Source organism: Pseudarthrobacter sp. TRD_SC_9 (assembly GCF_055361265.1).
On sequence record NZ_CM143956.1, the window covers coordinates 2,826,643 to 2,841,307 of the forward strand.

General features: G+C 62.1%; 17 protein-coding genes. 7 read left to right on the top strand and 10 right to left on the bottom strand.

Annotated elements, in window-relative coordinates:
* Positions 1-26 precede the first annotated feature (26 nt).
* The 6 genes from cpaB to ACWA13_RS13125 are packed head-to-tail and all read left to right on the top strand — an operon-like array spanning position 27 to position 5,732.
* Positions 27-785, top strand: coding sequence for a Flp pilus assembly protein CpaB (gene cpaB / locus ACWA13_RS13100; protein ID WP_463934637.1), 759 nt, complete (start codon positions 27-29; stop codon positions 783-785).
* Positions 782-1,981 (top strand): AAA family ATPase, encoded by a 1,200-nt coding sequence (locus ACWA13_RS13105; protein ID WP_463934638.1) that lies wholly within the window; start codon positions 782-784, stop codon positions 1,979-1,981. The genes cpaB and ACWA13_RS13105 overlap by 4 nt, the downstream gene beginning before the upstream one ends.
* The gene (locus ACWA13_RS13110; RefSeq protein ID WP_463934639.1) at positions 1,978-3,492 is read left to right on the top strand and encodes a CpaF family protein; all 1,515 of its coding nucleotides are present in this window, start codon (positions 1,978-1,980) and stop codon (positions 3,490-3,492) included. Before ACWA13_RS13105 ends, ACWA13_RS13110 begins: the two co-directional genes overlap by 4 nt.
* A gap of 5 nt (positions 3,493-3,497) precedes the next feature.
* Positions 3,498-4,430 (top strand): type II secretion system F family protein, encoded by a 933-nt coding sequence (locus ACWA13_RS13115; protein ID WP_463934640.1) that lies wholly within the window; start codon positions 3,498-3,500, stop codon positions 4,428-4,430.
* Between the two features lie 6 nt (positions 4,431-4,436).
* On the top strand, positions 4,437-5,321 hold the full coding sequence (locus ACWA13_RS13120; RefSeq protein ID WP_463937931.1) for a type II secretion system F family protein: 885 nt from the start codon (positions 4,437-4,439) through the stop codon (positions 5,319-5,321).
* A gap of 21 nt (positions 5,322-5,342) precedes the next feature.
* On the top strand, positions 5,343-5,732 hold the full coding sequence (locus ACWA13_RS13125) for an Hpt domain-containing protein (protein WP_463934641.1): 390 nt from the start codon (positions 5,343-5,345) through the stop codon (positions 5,730-5,732).
* Between the two features lie 22 nt (positions 5,733-5,754).
* Here the strand turns inward: ACWA13_RS13125 and ACWA13_RS13130 are convergent, their stop codons facing one another.
* The gene (locus ACWA13_RS13130) at positions 5,755-6,534 is read right to left on the bottom strand and encodes a response regulator transcription factor (protein ID WP_463934642.1); all 780 of its coding nucleotides are present in this window, start codon (positions 6,532-6,534) and stop codon (positions 5,755-5,757) included.
* 407 nt (positions 6,535-6,941) lie between these two features.
* Here ACWA13_RS13130 and ACWA13_RS13135 point away from each other — a divergent pair, with 407 nt between their 5' ends.
* Entirely contained in the window at positions 6,942-8,447 is a 1,506-nt protein-coding gene (locus ACWA13_RS13135) for a sensor histidine kinase (RefSeq protein WP_463934643.1), read from the top strand.
* Positions 8,448-8,450: 3 nt separating this feature from the next.
* Here ACWA13_RS13135 and truA read toward each other — a convergent pair whose 3' ends face one another.
* The 9 genes from truA to map form a co-directional block, all read right to left on the bottom strand.
* Complete coding sequence (truA, locus tag ACWA13_RS13140; RefSeq protein WP_463934644.1) at positions 8,451-9,341, bottom strand: tRNA pseudouridine(38-40) synthase TruA; 891 nt, start codon at positions 9,339-9,341, stop codon at positions 8,451-8,453.
* Between the two features lie 32 nt (positions 9,342-9,373).
* Positions 9,374-9,949 carry a 50S ribosomal protein L17 gene (gene rplQ, locus ACWA13_RS13145; RefSeq protein WP_463934645.1) on the bottom strand — a complete coding sequence of 192 codons (576 nt, stop codon included), beginning with the start codon at positions 9,947-9,949 and terminating at the stop codon, positions 9,374-9,376.
* 66 nt (positions 9,950-10,015) lie between these two features.
* The gene (locus ACWA13_RS13150; RefSeq protein WP_463934646.1) at positions 10,016-11,026 is read right to left on the bottom strand and encodes a DNA-directed RNA polymerase subunit alpha; all 1,011 of its coding nucleotides are present in this window, start codon (positions 11,024-11,026) and stop codon (positions 10,016-10,018) included.
* Between the two features lie 134 nt (positions 11,027-11,160).
* Entirely contained in the window at positions 11,161-11,562 is a 402-nt protein-coding gene (gene rpsK, locus ACWA13_RS13155) for a 30S ribosomal protein S11 (RefSeq protein ID WP_018769149.1), read from the bottom strand.
* Between the two features lie 49 nt (positions 11,563-11,611).
* The gene (gene rpsM / locus ACWA13_RS13160) at positions 11,612-11,986 is read right to left on the bottom strand and encodes a 30S ribosomal protein S13 (RefSeq protein WP_028275004.1); all 375 of its coding nucleotides are present in this window, start codon (positions 11,984-11,986) and stop codon (positions 11,612-11,614) included.
* Between the two features lie 183 nt (positions 11,987-12,169).
* Complete coding sequence (gene rpmJ, locus ACWA13_RS13165; RefSeq protein ID WP_009358722.1) at positions 12,170-12,283, bottom strand: 50S ribosomal protein L36; 114 nt, start codon at positions 12,281-12,283, stop codon at positions 12,170-12,172.
* 70 nt (positions 12,284-12,353) lie between these two features.
* Positions 12,354-12,575, bottom strand: a complete 222-nt coding sequence (infA, locus tag ACWA13_RS13170) for a translation initiation factor IF-1 (RefSeq protein ID WP_009358723.1) — start codon at positions 12,573-12,575, stop codon at positions 12,354-12,356.
* A 179-nt stretch (positions 12,576-12,754) separates the two neighbouring features.
* A complete protein-coding gene (locus ACWA13_RS13175) occupies positions 12,755-13,663 on the bottom strand; it encodes a P1 family peptidase (RefSeq protein WP_463934647.1) in 909 nt (302 codons plus the stop codon).
* Between the two features lie 121 nt (positions 13,664-13,784).
* A complete protein-coding gene (gene map, locus ACWA13_RS13180) occupies positions 13,785-14,612 on the bottom strand; it encodes a type I methionyl aminopeptidase (protein WP_463934648.1) in 828 nt (275 codons plus the stop codon).
* Positions 14,613-14,665: the final 53 nt, after the last annotated feature.

Genomic DNA, 14,665 nt, shown 5'->3' on the forward strand with positions numbered 1-14,665 from the left:
AAGAATCCCCAACCCAGGAGCTTAACGTGAAGTCTCGCCTGCTGGCCGGAACGGCCGCTATTGCCTTGGCGATTGTAGGCGCCATCCTCATCGTTGTGTACGCCCAGGGCGCCGACCAGCGCGCCCTCGCCACCACCAACCCTGTTGATGTCCTGGTAGTCAAAACGGCGATCCCCAAGGGCACCCCGGTCAACGAAATGGCCGCCTCGCTGGTGATCGAGAAAGTGCCGGGTGCGGGCGTGGCAGCCACTGCCTTGAGTTCCCTTGAAAATTCCGGAGGCACTGTCAGCGCTGTGGACCTGGTCCCGGGCGAACAGCTCCTGGCCGAACGGCTCGTTACCCCGGAACAGGCGAAAACCGAAGGCTCCATTGAGGTTCCGCCAGGGCTGCAGGAAGTCTCCTTCCAGCTGGAGCCACAACGCGTGGTGGGCGGACGCGTCGCCGTCGGAGACCACGTTGGCATCTTGCTCACCTTTGATGGCGGCGCGGACAAGGCTAAGCCGGAAGATGCCACCACGCAGATGACGCTCCGTAAGGTCCTGGTTACCGCTGTCCAGCGGGCGCCGCAGGCCGCTCCGGCCCAGCCGGCTTCAGAAGGACAACCAAATCCGCAGGACACCACCCTTCCGGAGGGATCTCTGCTGCTGACGGTCGCGGTCAATGATATCGACGCCGGCAAGATAGTTTTCGCCTCCGAATTCGGCAGGCTCTGGCTCACCAAGGAACCCGTCGACGCCCAGGATAACGGCCCGCGCATCGAGCGCACGGAAGTGGTGTACAAGTGAGCCGCTTTGTACTCCTCTCCCCCAACGGCGACTTCGACCAGAAACTGCGGGCCGCCGTCGCCAATGGCCTCCGTGGAACGGTGCAGACCATCAGTTCGGACATCCTCCCTGCTGGTCCCCGTGAACTCTTTGCCCTGCTCAACCAGGAGCAGCCCGAAGTGCTGATCGTCGGGCCTAACGTTCCCCAGGATGAGGCGCTGCGTTTTGCCAAGGTGTTTGACGTCCAGCTTCCGGGCCTGAGCCTGGTACTGGTGAATGAGGCCGACCCTGCCTTTATCCTCAATGCCATGCGGGTGGGGATCCGCGACATCCTGAGCCCAAATGCCGATGCAGCGGAGATCCGGGTGCTGCTCGAACGTGCCAGCCAGTCGTTCGCCAGCCGTCACCGCGGCAGTGACGCTCCGCCGGCACAGAGCAGTGGCAAAGGGTTAGTGGTAGGTGTATTTTCGCCGAAGGGCGGTGTGGGCAAGACAACCCTCGCCACGAACATCGCCATTGGGCTGGGCCAGATCGCGCCCATGAGCGTCGTGATCGTTGACCTGGACCTGCAGTTCGGCGACGTTGCTTCAGGCCTTTACCTGACGCCTGAGCACACTGTCACCGATGCTGTTACCCTGGCCGCCGTCCAGGACTCCCTGGTCCTCAAGGCATTCCTCACGGTGCACCCGGCCGGAATCTATGCCCTGTGCGCGCCGCCGAACCCGGTGGAAGCAGACCACATCACTGCTGCGCAGGTCACCCGCTTGGTGGAACAGCTGGCACAGGAATTCCAGTACGTCGTGCTGGACACAGCCCCGGGACTGCCTGATATCGGGATTGCCGCCCTTGAGCAATGCACCGACGTCGTCTGGGTCAGCGCCATGGACGTACCGAGCCTCAGGGGATTGCGCTCCGGGCTGGAGGTCCTCCGCCAACTCGAGATCAGGCCGGAGTCCCGGCACGTGGTCCTGAACATGGCGGACGCCAAAGCGGGCCTGACCATCCAGGACGTCGAATCCACTATCGGCGCGCCAGTGGATATCAGCATCCCGCGCTCCCGGGCCGTGGCACTCTCCACGAACCGTGGCATCCCGGTGCTCCAGGAATCCAGGAAGGATCCCGCCGTCAAGAGCCTTAAGCAGCTGGTTGAGCGCTTCAACCCTGCATGGCGGACCCATACCCAGCGAAAACTGCACCGAAGGGTGGTTATCCAGTGAAACTCTATGAACGGATCAACGCAGTCCAGGACCGGAAACAAGGCGTCCACCCGGCCGTCGCCCTGAACACCACACCTGGGGCTGGACCGTCGGCACACGTGCGGCTGCCTGCAAGTGCAGAAGCCACCACTCGAGCGGACACAGTGCGGAAGCCGCCCGCCGCCGTCGTACTTCCACCATCCCCTTCCCTGGATCTGGCGGGGCAGGCTCCCAAAGCACAACCCGTGGATGTTTTTGCCGCGATGAAACTTCGTGCCGCCACCGCCCTCTTCGAAGGCATGGGTGCGAGGTTCAATGACACCTCGGTAACCGAGCAGGAACTCCGCAGCACCGCGAAGGAAGAACTGACCCGGATTATCGACGCCGAACAGGTTCCTCTCAGTGCCGAGGAACGCACCCGGCTGGTCCGCGACGTGGCCGATGACGTACTGGGTTACGGGCCTCTGCAGCGCCTGCTGGACGATCCGGAGGTCACTGAAATCATGGTGAACCGGATGGACCAGATCTACGTGGAGCGGAAGGGCAAACTGACCCTCAGCGAATCGCGGTTCAGCTCCGAGGAACACCTGCGCAAGGTGATCGAACGGATAGTCTCCAAGGTGGGACGCCGGATCGACGAATCCTCGCCGCTGGTGGATGCCCGGCTGGAGGATGGCTCGCGTGTCAACGCCGTGATCCCTCCCCTGGCCGTAGGCGGATCATCACTGACCATCCGAAAGTTCAGCAAGGTTCCGCTGACCGTCCGGAACCTGATCGATTTCGGCACCCTCACGCCTGAGATGGCTGAACTGCTCGATGCCTGCGTGAAGGCCAAGCTGAACATCATCGTCTCCGGCGGCACCGGAACCGGTAAGACCACATTGCTGAACGTGCTGTCCTCCTTCCTCCCGGCCGACGAACGCATCGTCACCATCGAAGACGCAGTGGAACTCCAGATCCAGCAGCAGCACGTTGTCCGGCTCGAAAGCCGGCCACCCAATACCGAGGGAAAAGGCGAAGTGACCATCCGCGAACTCCTGCGCAATTCCCTACGTATGCGGCCGGACCGCATTGTGGTGGGCGAGGTGCGCGGCGGCGAGTCTTTGGACATGCTGCAGGCCATGAACACCGGCCACGACGGGTCCCTTTCCACAGTCCACTCCAACTCCCCCCGGGATGCGGTGGCCCGCCTTGAAACGCTGGTGCTGATGGCCGGCATGGAACTGCCCCTTCGGGCAATCCGTGAACAGATCGCCTCGGCCGTGAACCTCATCGTCCAGATCTCGCGGCTGCGTGACGGTTCCCGCCGGATCACCCATGTGACCGAAGTCCAGGGCATGGAAGGGGACATCGTGACCCTGCAGGATGCCTTCGTTTTCGACTATGCCGCTGGTGTTGACGCCCACGGCCGGTTCTTGGGCAAGCCGGTGGCCACGGGCATCAGGCCCCGTTTCATCGACAGGTTCGAGGACCTGGGAATCCATGTTTCGCCCGCCGTTTTTGCCGGCGCGCTCTCCCCGGCCGGACGGTGACAGCCGTGGCATTCTACGCAGGCATCATCGTGCTACTGGCCGCCGTCAGCATCTTGGGCATCGCCATACTTGTGCCCGGCACCCCTGACGTTCCCATGGACCGGCGCCGTCCCTTCGAGCCCCATCCGCCGTCTGCGCTGACCCGCTTTGCGGGAACCACTATAGGTTCTTTCGAGCGGCTCCTGGCCGGCCGGAACCTCAGGCTTTTTGACCGGAACACCCTGGAGAACGCCGGTCTGCGGCTGACCCAGGCAGAATTCTTCATCCTGGTGGCAATAGGCGCCTTCGTCGGCTTCCTGGTGGGCGCTGTCGCCGTCGGGCCCGCCGTGGGAGTCCTCCTCGCCGTTCTTTCTCCCTTTATTGGCCATCTCGTCCTAGGCAACCTGGCGGGCAAACGCCGGGCACGGTTCGATGAGCAGCTGGGCGATACCCTGCAGCTGCTCTCTGGCGGCCTTCGTGCCGGCCACAGCATCCTGCGGGCCATTGACGCGGCAGCGCTGGAATCGCAGAAGCCCACCTCGGAGGAGATGCGCAGGGTCATTACGGAAACCAGCCTGGGGCGCGACCTGCTGGCAGCCCTCAACGAAGCTGCAGCGCGGATGAAAAACGAGGACTTCATCTGGATTGCCCAGGCCATCCAGATCAACCGGGAAGTGGGCGGAAACCTGGCGGAAGTGTTGGACCAAGTGGGTGAAACCATCCGCGAGCGCAGCGAAATCAAAGGCCACATCAAGGCGTTGGCAGCTGAAGGAAAGTTCTCCGCCTACATCCTGATTGCGATGCCGTTCGGCATCGTGGGCATGCTGCTCGCCACCAGTCCGAGCTACATGAACAGCATGTTCACGCATCCGCTGGGCTGGGCCATGATGGGCGCTTCCGTTGTCCTCATGACCATCGGCGCGCTATGGATGCGCAAAATCATCGACTTGAAGTTCTGAGGGATGATGAGCCCCTTGATCCTCCTCGCAGTTTTCCTGGTCTGTGTGCCATTGGCAGCCCTTACCTGGACCCTGCTGGCCACCGACCAGAAAGGCCGGCTGGCCACCTCGGAGCTGCTGGCCCGTGGCACCGTCCATATGGGTGCCATCCCTGACGCCAAACCCGGCCTGCTTGAAACCGTGGGCCGTAGACTGACTCCTGCCGCCTACGTGAACTTCCTGGACGGCCTGCTCTCCCTTGCCGGTCGCCCGGTTTCCATGCCGCTGGGCAAGGTGCTGGGCTCCAAGTTTGCCCTTGGCGTGGCCGGCGCAGTGGTTGGCATCTACTTCGTCTCTGTGGGCACCACCCCACTCATGAAACTGACCGGCCTGTTCGTGCTGTTCCTGGGATACTTCATTCCGGACCTCATGCTTTACAGCAAGGGCCAGGAACGCCAGAAGGCAATCCAGCTGGAACTGGCGAATACGCTGGACCAAATGCTCATCTCGGTTGAGGCCGGGCTTGGATTCGAAGGTGCCATGGCACGGGCCGGCGCGAACGGGAAGGGACCCCTGGCGGAGGAACTGGTGCGCACCCTGCAGGACATGCAGGTGGGACGCAGCCGCAGGGAGTCGTACCTGGCCCTCGCGGCACGGACGAACCTTCCGGAGTTGCGCAGTTTTGTGCAGGCCATTGTGCAGGCCGATACCTACGGCATTGCGATCAGCCGGGTCCTCCGGGTCCAGGCAAAAGTGATGCGGGTCAAGCGCCGCCAGCGGGCCGAGGAGAAAGCCATGAAGCTTCCGGTCATGATTCTGTTCCCCCTCCTGTTTTTCATCTTCCCTGTCCTCTTCATCGCCATTCTGGGTCCCGCGGTCATTAATGCCGTCGTGACGTTCAGCGGCCAGTAAATCAGGAAGTAACCTTGAGACATGCAAAGGCCCCCGTTGGACGGCGCAGAACGGCTTCCCGTGCTTGATCCGGGGGTCCTAGTGGACCTCGAAGATCAGCTGGGCGGCCCGCTGCTGGCTGTTCGTTTTGCGCACGACTACGCCAGCATGTGGGCGGAGCGGTACGGCCGACTTGATGCTGCCGTACAGAGCGGGGACAGCAAGGCTGCCCTGGACGCCATCATCAGCCTGAAGATCACGTCCAGTATGCTGGGCGGCCTTCGCCTTGCGCAGCTTGCAGAGACGGTGGAAAGAGCCATCCGGCGGAACGATTTTGCCCAGTGCCAGTCGCTCATGGACCAAGTGGCCAGGGATGGCGAGCGGACCGTGTCAGAGCTCCAGGCCACGTACATCCTGGCGCCGGGATTGTAGGTTTCGGCGATCCCCGCGGCTGCTAAGCCAAGCGGTCCACCTGGTCAGATCGCGGCGGCGCCAGCCGGTAGCCGACTCCCCGCACTGTCTGCAGCCACAGGGGCGCCTGCGCGTCTTCCTTGAGCTTCCGCCGGAGGTTTCCAATGTGCACCTCCACGGCACGCTCGTCGGCTTCGCTGATGTAGGTGTCTTCATCATAAAAATCACCCCGTACAGCCCGCACCAGTTCCGACCTGCTGAGCACCGCCCCGCCGGCCCGCAACAACTCGTGCAGAAGACCGAACTCACTCCGGGTGAGCGCCACTTGCCCGCCCGGCAGTTCAACGGAACGTGTCCGAGCATCCAGGACCAAGCCATTGTGATGCAGCTTCCCCGGGGCCTGCTTCGTTGCCGGGGCCTCCTGGCGTTGCGGCAGCGGCGGGCAGATCTCGTGTCGCGGCCTGCGCATCATGGCCGAGAGCCTGGCCCTCAGTTCCCGTGGCCGGAAAGGTTTGGCGATGTAATCATCGGCACCGGCGTTCAACGCCGAGAGCAGGTCCGGTTCTTCAGTCCTGCCTGTCAGCATCACTACGTAGGCATTACTGAAATGCCTGATCCTACGGAGTACTTCAAAGCCGTCGACGTCGGGAAGACCAATATCCAGCGTCACAACAGTCGCCTGCTGTTGCCGTACGACTTCAACTCCCTCACGCCCGTCCACGGCGGTGTGTACTTCAAAACCTGCCTGTGTCAGCACTCCCTCCAGGAGGTTGCGGACATCGGCATCATCCTCAATTACTACGGCTACTCCAGGCTCGTCCATTACTATCCTTAGGCCAAACGGAAATGCCCCCCACCAGCCCAGCGCCAATGACATCACCGTCTCACTGCTCCCTACGCTACAAGGAAAATGCCCTGATAACAGAATCACTTTCGTTTGTCTTGGCGTAGTCAATTAGGATGACACCGGAAGTAAATGCTGAACGGCGGAAGGTGGGACATGGTGCGGTTCCAATTCGCCCGCAATTCACCGGACGGATTCTGGTCGCGCCTCAAGGGGCAGCGCCTGTGACCGACCGGCTGCTGCAGCGCAGGGCGAACAGGTACTTCAAGGGTTTAGGCCCAAGGGCGCAGGTAGCACTGTGCCAGCTCCCCCTGACAGTGATTGCCTGCGCAATCACTGTAGCCACCCCCTTTGCGTGGCCGGCCCTGCTCCACAACCCTGCCTACATGGCAGGAATCCACCTCCAGGCCCTGCTGTTCCTGGCCTGCCTCCTCATTCCTTGGGAACGCTTGCGGCCTAGCGCCTACCTCATCATTCCGGTATTGGACCTCGTGGCGATCGGGTTCTCACGCCACGGGGCTGCCGATATTCTCCCTGGCCTGGGTGTCCTGTCCATTTTTCCTGTAATCTGGCTCGCGGCTTCCGGGATTCACGCATTGACCAGCACAGTGCTCAGCGTGGTGGGTCCCTTGATGATCATGCTTCCGTCCCTGCCCGGTGATTTCTCCACCATCACCGCATCGGAACTCGCCCCGGTTGTTTTCCTGCCGCTTATGACGCTGGCAGTGTCACTAGCCATACGCTTCGCCAGCGCGAACATGCGGATTCAAGAGCGTCAGCTTCGGAGAATCGAGACCGAGCTCCGGGAAGCGCTGGGCACCACACGGGACCGTGAAAGGCTGCTGACTGCCATCCTGGACGCCACCGACGTCGGAGTCGTTGCGGTTGATCCCCAGGGCAGGCACCTCCTGATGAACAACAGGCAAAGATTATTTGAGCAGACCGCCAATCCTGCCTACGCGGCACCAGCGCCACAGGAAAGGGACCAATTAATCTTCGCGCAGGATAAAGTCACGTCACTGCCTGAGGAAAAGCGCCCCGTGCGGCGGGCAATTGAAGGGGAATCTTTCGCAGATTATCTGGTATGGGTTGGCCAAGGACCCGGCAGCCTTGCGCTATCCACGGCAGCACGGCCTATGGCAAATGACAATGGTGAATTGGCAGGGGCAGTAATCGTCTATAGCGACGTCACCAGCCTCGTTGAAGCTGTGGCTGCAAATGAGGCGCTGGTCTCAAATGTTTCCCATGAATTCAGAACGCCCCTGAATTCCATCCTTGGGAATATCGACCTCGCCCTCGAGGACATGGAAGATATTTCGTCGCAGTGCGCACAGCGGCTCCAGATCGTGCAGCGAAATTCAGAGAGGCTGCTGGCCTTGGTCTCAGACCTGACCGTGTCAGCAACTACAGCAATGAAAGTACATCCCAAGCAAACGGATCTTGCCAGCCTGGTGGAGACCAGCATTAACTCCGCCCAGGCCCATGCAGACAGGTCCCGCGTCTCCCTGACAGCGGCGGTCCCTTCGCCATTATGGGTCCACGCGGATCCGCTGAGGATCGGGCAGGCGATCGATAACCTGGTGTCCAATGCCATCAAGTACTCGCCCCACGGAGGCGTCGTGAATATCAGCGCGGAGACTACCGCAGACTGGATTCAGCTGGCCGTTCACGACACCGGGATGGGCATGACCGCCGAGGACACCGCCCGAATTTTCCGTCGTTTCTTCCGGGCGGAATCCGCGCGGGAGGCCGACATTCCAGGAGCAGGGCTGGGATTGTCCATCACACAGGCCATCGTAGAACGCCACGGCGGAAGCATCCGCTGCACCAGCACGCCCGGCAACGGCAGCACCTTCACAGTGGCGCTGCCGGTCCGCCCGCAGCTTTCCTAAGGCCTACTGCCGCAGCGCCCTGGTGAGCTCGGCACGGGCCAGCATCTCGCCGTCGGACGGATACGCTACTTCCTCGAACACCAAGGGGTGAGGAGGCGCCAGCACGGACTTCGCGTCCCGCTTCCGGGCCAGCAGCCTCTCGTGGAGCCAGCCAGGTGGCTCCACACCCTCCCCCACGCACAGTGAAGCCCCAATCAAGGCCCGCACCATGTTGTGGCAGAAGGCGTCCGCCTGGACGGTGGCTACGATGATGTCGTCTTCGCCGCGGGCAAACTCGAAGCGCTGAAGCTCCCGGATGGTGGTGGATCCTTCACGGGGCTTGCAGTAGGAGCGGAAGTTCTGCAGCCCGAGCAATTGCGTGGCGCCCTCATTGAGGAGGTCCACGTCCAGCGGGTTCTTGTGCCACAGCGTGGCGTACCTGCCCAGCGGATCCCACAGTGCAGGGCCATCAGCAATGCGGTAGCTGTAGCGGCGCCAGAGGGCGGAGAAGCGGGCGTCAAACCCGGGCGGGGCAATGGATACCTTATGGACCTCAATGGCCCCGGTGAGGTCGCCCAGGATGCGGCTGAGGGCCCCCCGTAGACGGCGGAGAAGCGCGACGGCGGGATCGAGTTCCACTCCACGGTTCAGCCCCAGCCATTCGGCTTCGGTGAGGTCCAGGTGCACCACCTGGCCGCGTGCATGGACGCCGGCATCGGTGCGGCCGGCAACGGTCACGCGGACCAGCCGCCGCACCAGAAGTTCCAGCGCGCTCTCCAGCGTTCCCTGAACCGTGCGCTGATCGGGCTGCACAGCCCACCCGCTGAAGGGGCCGCCGTCGTACGCCAAATCAAGCCGGATACGCAAAAACCCGCCGCCCCCTAAAACGGGGGCCGCGGGTTTTTGTTCGTTCATAGACTTAAGTCTATGCGAAGAAAATCAGCGAATTACTTCGCTTCCTTCTCCTCGGCCGGAGCTTCTTCGGTCTCGACAGGCTCGACCACCGAGTCGGCCGGAGCCTCTTCGGTTGCAGCCTCAGGAGCCTCAGCAGTTTCGGTCTCAACGGCCTCTTCGGCGGGAGCTTCTTCGGCGGCCGGAGCAACCTTGGCTGCGTCCCGCTCAGCGGCAGCAGTAGCCTCGGCTACAACAGCCTGCTTGGCGGAAAGCGGCTCGAGAACCAGTTCGATGACAGCCATGGGAGCGTTGTCGCCCTTGCGGTTGCCGATCTTGGTGATGCGGGTGTACCCGCCGTCGCGGTTCTCCACTGCCTGCGCAATGTCGGTGAACAGCTCGTGGACGACGCCCTTGTTGCTGATCAGGCCGAGCACGCGGCGGCGGGAAGCGAGGTCGCCACGCTTGGCAAAGGTAACCAGGCGCTCTGCATACGGCTTCAGGCGCTTGGCCTTGGTCACCGTGGTGGTGATCCGCTTGTGCTCGAACAGTGCGGCTGCCAGGTTCGCGAGCATCAAACGCTCGTGAGCCGGGCCGCCACCGAGGCGCGGACCCTTAGTGGGGGTAGGCATAATTGTTTCTCCTGTTATGTAAGCCGGTCAGGTCCATCACTGGACCCGGCGGCCAAGATCTGCTTGTTAGAGCTCGTCGTCGCTGTAAGCGGCGTCGTCCTCTTCAATTGCTGCGGCACGCGCTGCGAGGTCAAAACCGGGAGGCGAGTCCTTGAGGGACAGGCCCAGTTCAACCAGCTTTGCCTTGACCTCGTCAATGGACTTCGCACCAAAGTTGCGGATGTCCATCAGGTCAGCCTCGGAGCGGGCCACGAGTTCACCCACGGTGTGGATGCCCTCACGCTTGAGGCAGTTGTAGGAACGGACCGTGAGGTCCAGGTCCTCGATCGGCAGTGCCATGTCAGCTGCCAAAGCAGCGTCAGTGGGCGACGGGCCGATCTCGATACCTTCGGCTGCGGTGTTCAGCTCGCGGGCCAGACCGAACAGTTCCACCAGGGTGGTGCCTGCGGAAGCAACCGCATCGCGCGGGGCGATGGCCTGCTTGGTCTCGACGTCGACAATCAGCTTGTCGAAGTCGGTGCGCTGCTCAACTCGGGTTGCTTCCACGCGGAAAGTAACCTTCAGCACCGGCGAGTAGATGGAGTCAACCGGAATGCGGCCGATCTCTGCGTCGCCGGACTTGTTCTGAGCTGCTGAAACGTAGCCGCGGCCGCGCTCGATGGTCAGTTCGAGTTCGAACTTGCCCTTCGAGTTCAGCGTGGCAATGTGCAGATCCGGGTTGTGGAATTCGACGCCGGCCGGCGGAGCAATGTCCGCAGCGGTGACGACTCCGGGTCCCTGCTTGCGCAGGTAGGCAACAACCGGCTCATCGTGCTCGGAGGAGACCGACAGGCTCTTGATGTTCAGGATGATCTCGGTGACATCTTCCTTCACACCCGGAACCGTGGTGAACTCGTGCAGCACGCCATCGATCCGGATGCTGGTTACAGCGGCACCGGGGATGGAGGAGAGCAGGGTACGGCGGAGGGAGTTTCCGAGGGTGTAGCCAAAGCCCGGTTCCAGGGGTTCAATGATGAACCGTGAACGGTTTTCGGAGACTACCTCTTCGGAGAGGGTGGGGCGCTGTGCAATGAGCACTTAGGTTTCCTTTCGGCGAGCATCCGCTATATGACGCAACACAGGTGGTGGAAAATCGAGTCTGTTGTCCTTAACGTGGCCGGGCCTGCCCGGACCATTGCTGGTCCGGGCAAGCTCCTCCAACGCTCAAGTCCTTAGACGCGGCGGCGCTTCGGCGGGCGGCAGCCGTTGTGGGCTGCGGGGGTGACGTCCTGGATGGAGCCAACCTCGAGGCCAGCGGCCTGCAGCGAGCGGATTGCGGTTTCGCGGCCAGAGCCGGGGCCCTTGACGAATACGTCAACCTTGCGCATGCCGTGCTCCTGCGCGCGCTTTGCAGCGGCTTCAGCAGCCATCTGGGCAGCGAACGGGGTGGACTTACGCGAACCCTTGAAGCCAACCTCACCTGAGGAAGCCCAGGAGATGACAGCACCGTTCGGATCCGTGATGGAAACGATGGTGTTGTTGAACGTGCTCTTGATGTGCGCCTGGCCAAGCGCGATATTCTTCTTGTCCTTCTTACGCGGCTTGCGAACCGCGCCACGAGTCTTCGGGGGCATTTTTTCTCCTACAGAAAGTTATTGGGGGGCCTGGTTAATCCCTCAGGGATTAACGGGCCTTCTTCTTGCCTGCAACGGTACGCTTCGGGCCCTTACGGGTACGCGCGTTCGTCTTCGTACGCTGTCCGCGTACTGGCAGGCCCTTGCGATGGCGGATACCTTCGTAGCTGCCGATTTCAACCTTGCGGCGGATATCTGCTGCTACTTCGCGGCGAAGGTCACCCTCAACCTTGTAGTTGCCTTCAATGTAGTCACGCAGCTCTACCAGCTGGGCATCAGTCAGGTCCTTGACGCGAACGTCGGCGCTGATGCCAGTGGCGGCCAGGGTTTCGTGTGCACGGGTCTTACCCACGCCGTAGATGTAAGTAAGCGCAATTTCCAACCGCTTTTCGCGGGGAATGTCTACGCCAGCGAGACGAGCCATAGTGGCAGTACTCCTTGTATAAACCGGAGGTCGTAGGCAGTACACCCGCACGTACTGTGCGGCCCCAGCCTCCGACCGGGGGTTAGCTGTCCGGGCTCTTTACTGCTCAATGTCCCAGTACAGCTTGTGCTGCCTTTTATTTACTTGCGTGGGTTGCGGCCCAGGGTTTCCCGAAGAGGGAAATTAGCCCTGGCGCTGCTTGTGGCGCGGGTTCTCGCAGATCACCATGACCCGGCCATTACGGCGGATCACTTTGCACTTTTCGCAGATCTGCTTGACGCTCGGCTTGACCTTCATGGCGTTCCTTTGCGTGTAACAGTTGGTCAACTGGAGCAGCTATCAGCTTGCGCTTGGGCCGCCCAGCAATTTACTTGTAGCGGTAGACGATACGACCACGGGTGAGGTCGTACGGGCTGAGCTCCACCACTACGCGGTCCTCCGGGAGAATCCTGATGTAATGCTGACGCATCTTTCCTGAGATGTGCGCCAGAACGATGTGCTTGTTGGTCAGCTCAACGCGAAACATCGCGTTGGGCAGAGCCTCCGTCACAACGCCCTCGATCTCAATGACCCCGTCCTTCTTGGCCATACCCTCCGCTAACTGTTGTTTGCCGCAGCCCACCGAATTGCACAGGTAGGACCACGGACGTTTTTGTTTGGATCGATTACCGCCCCCAGACCCAAAAGGGCGTGGCAGGGCAGACAACCAACAAACAACACTACTGCATGACAGTGGAGAAAGCTAATCAGTATAGACAGGCAGGATGGCTAGCGGTCGGTTCCGGGAATCCCGTCCAGGATTGCCAGCCGTACGACGTCGGCGGCCGCGCTTTGCAGGGTGATAAGGCTGACCTGCCGGGCGGCTTCGTCACTGCGGTCAAGTGCCAACGCTCGGGTTGAAAGGCAGAAAAGGGTATCGCCGTCAGCCAGGGTGTGTGAAGGGTTCAACGCCCGTGCCAATCCGGCGTGCGAAGCCGACGCCGTCCGGTAGCACTCAGCCACATCCAGTACGGCATTGGTAGCAACCACCACCAAGGTCGTGTTCAGCGGTGGCTGGTGATCGAGCCTGCCGAGATCCCCCTCCCGGTGATCGAGCCTGTCGGGATCCACTGGCGCACCGAGTGCATTCACGATCGCCAGTGCCCCAACAACAACACCGTTCTCGAGCGTCATCGACGCAGTCCCGACGCCGCCCTTGGACTGCCCGCGGTCAATAAGCGCCCCGGTGCCGGCACCCACATTCCCGCGTTCGACATCGTGGCCTTCCTCCTGCGCAGCGGCGGCGACGGTTGCCGCGTAGCCCATCTCCGCCGTCGGACGGGCACTGAAGTCACCCCCGCGGCCCAGGTCAAAGATCGCGGCGGCGGGAACGATCGGCACTACTCCCCCGCTGACGGGGAAGCCGCGACCGTTTTCCTCGCACCAGCGCTGCGCGCCGTGGGCGGTGGCTAAACCGTAGGCACTGCCGCCGGTGAGGACCACGGCGTCAACGGTTGCTACGAGGGTGGAGGGAGCGAGTGCGTCGGTTTCATGTGTGCCTGGTCCGCCGCCGCGGACGTCCACGGAACCGACGGTGCCAACAGGCGGCAGAACCACAGTGACGCCGCTCAGCCAGCCATCGTCGGTCCGCTGGCTGTGGCCCACCCTGATACCCGCCACATCCGTGATCGCTCCCATGCCCCCATTGTGCACGCACTCCGGTGGTTGAGCTTGTCGAAACCCCGGTGGCTGGATCTCGACAAGCTCGATCACCAAAGGCGCTCGATCACCAGAGGCGCTCGATAACCAGGGCCGGCTCTTACGGAATCGGTACCGGGGTAACGCCCAGCGGAACCAGGCGGGAGGCACCGCCGTCGGGAGCTGAAAGGACCCAGATGCCCGCCTCGTGCACGGCCACCGAGTGCTCCCACTGGCAGGAACGGGAGCCATCCGTGGTGACGACAGTCCAGTCATCGTCCAATACTGCGGTTTCGATGCTGCCGCGCACCAACATGGGCTCGATCGCCAGGCACAGGCCCGCGCGGATCTTCGGACCACGGTGGCTGGTGCGGTAGTTCAGAACATCAGGTGCCATGTGCATTTCAGAGCCGATACCGTGGCCAACGTAATCTTCGAGGATGCCGAGCTTCTTACCCGGGACAGAGGACACGTAGTCGTCGATGGCTGCGCCGATGTCGCCCACGAACTTGCCCTTGGCCAGGGCCGCGATCCCGTGCCACATCGCTTCCTCAGTGACTTCGGAGAGCCTCTGGTCTTCAGGATCGGCGTTGCCCACGATGACGGTGCGCGCCGAGTCGGAGTGCCAGCCGTTAACGATCGCGCCACCGTCGATGGAGATGATGTCGCCGTCTTCCAACTGGCGCCCGCCAGGGATGCCGTGCACCACTTCGTCGTTCACGGATGTGCAGATGCTGGCCGGGAAACCGTGGTAGCCCAGGAAGTTGGACTTTGCGCCGGCTTCGCTCAGGACGGCGGCGAAGACGTCGTCAAGGTGCTTGGTGGTCACACCAGGGGCGGCAGCGACGACGGCAGCATCAAGGGCGCGGCTGAGGATCAGTCCGGCCTCATGCATGGTGCGCATCTGCTGGTTGTTCTTGTATTCAATGCGGGGCTGGCCGAATGCCATGGTGCTTCCTTTCAATGACTAAGGCTCCTCCCGGTAGCCGGGAGGAGCCTTGT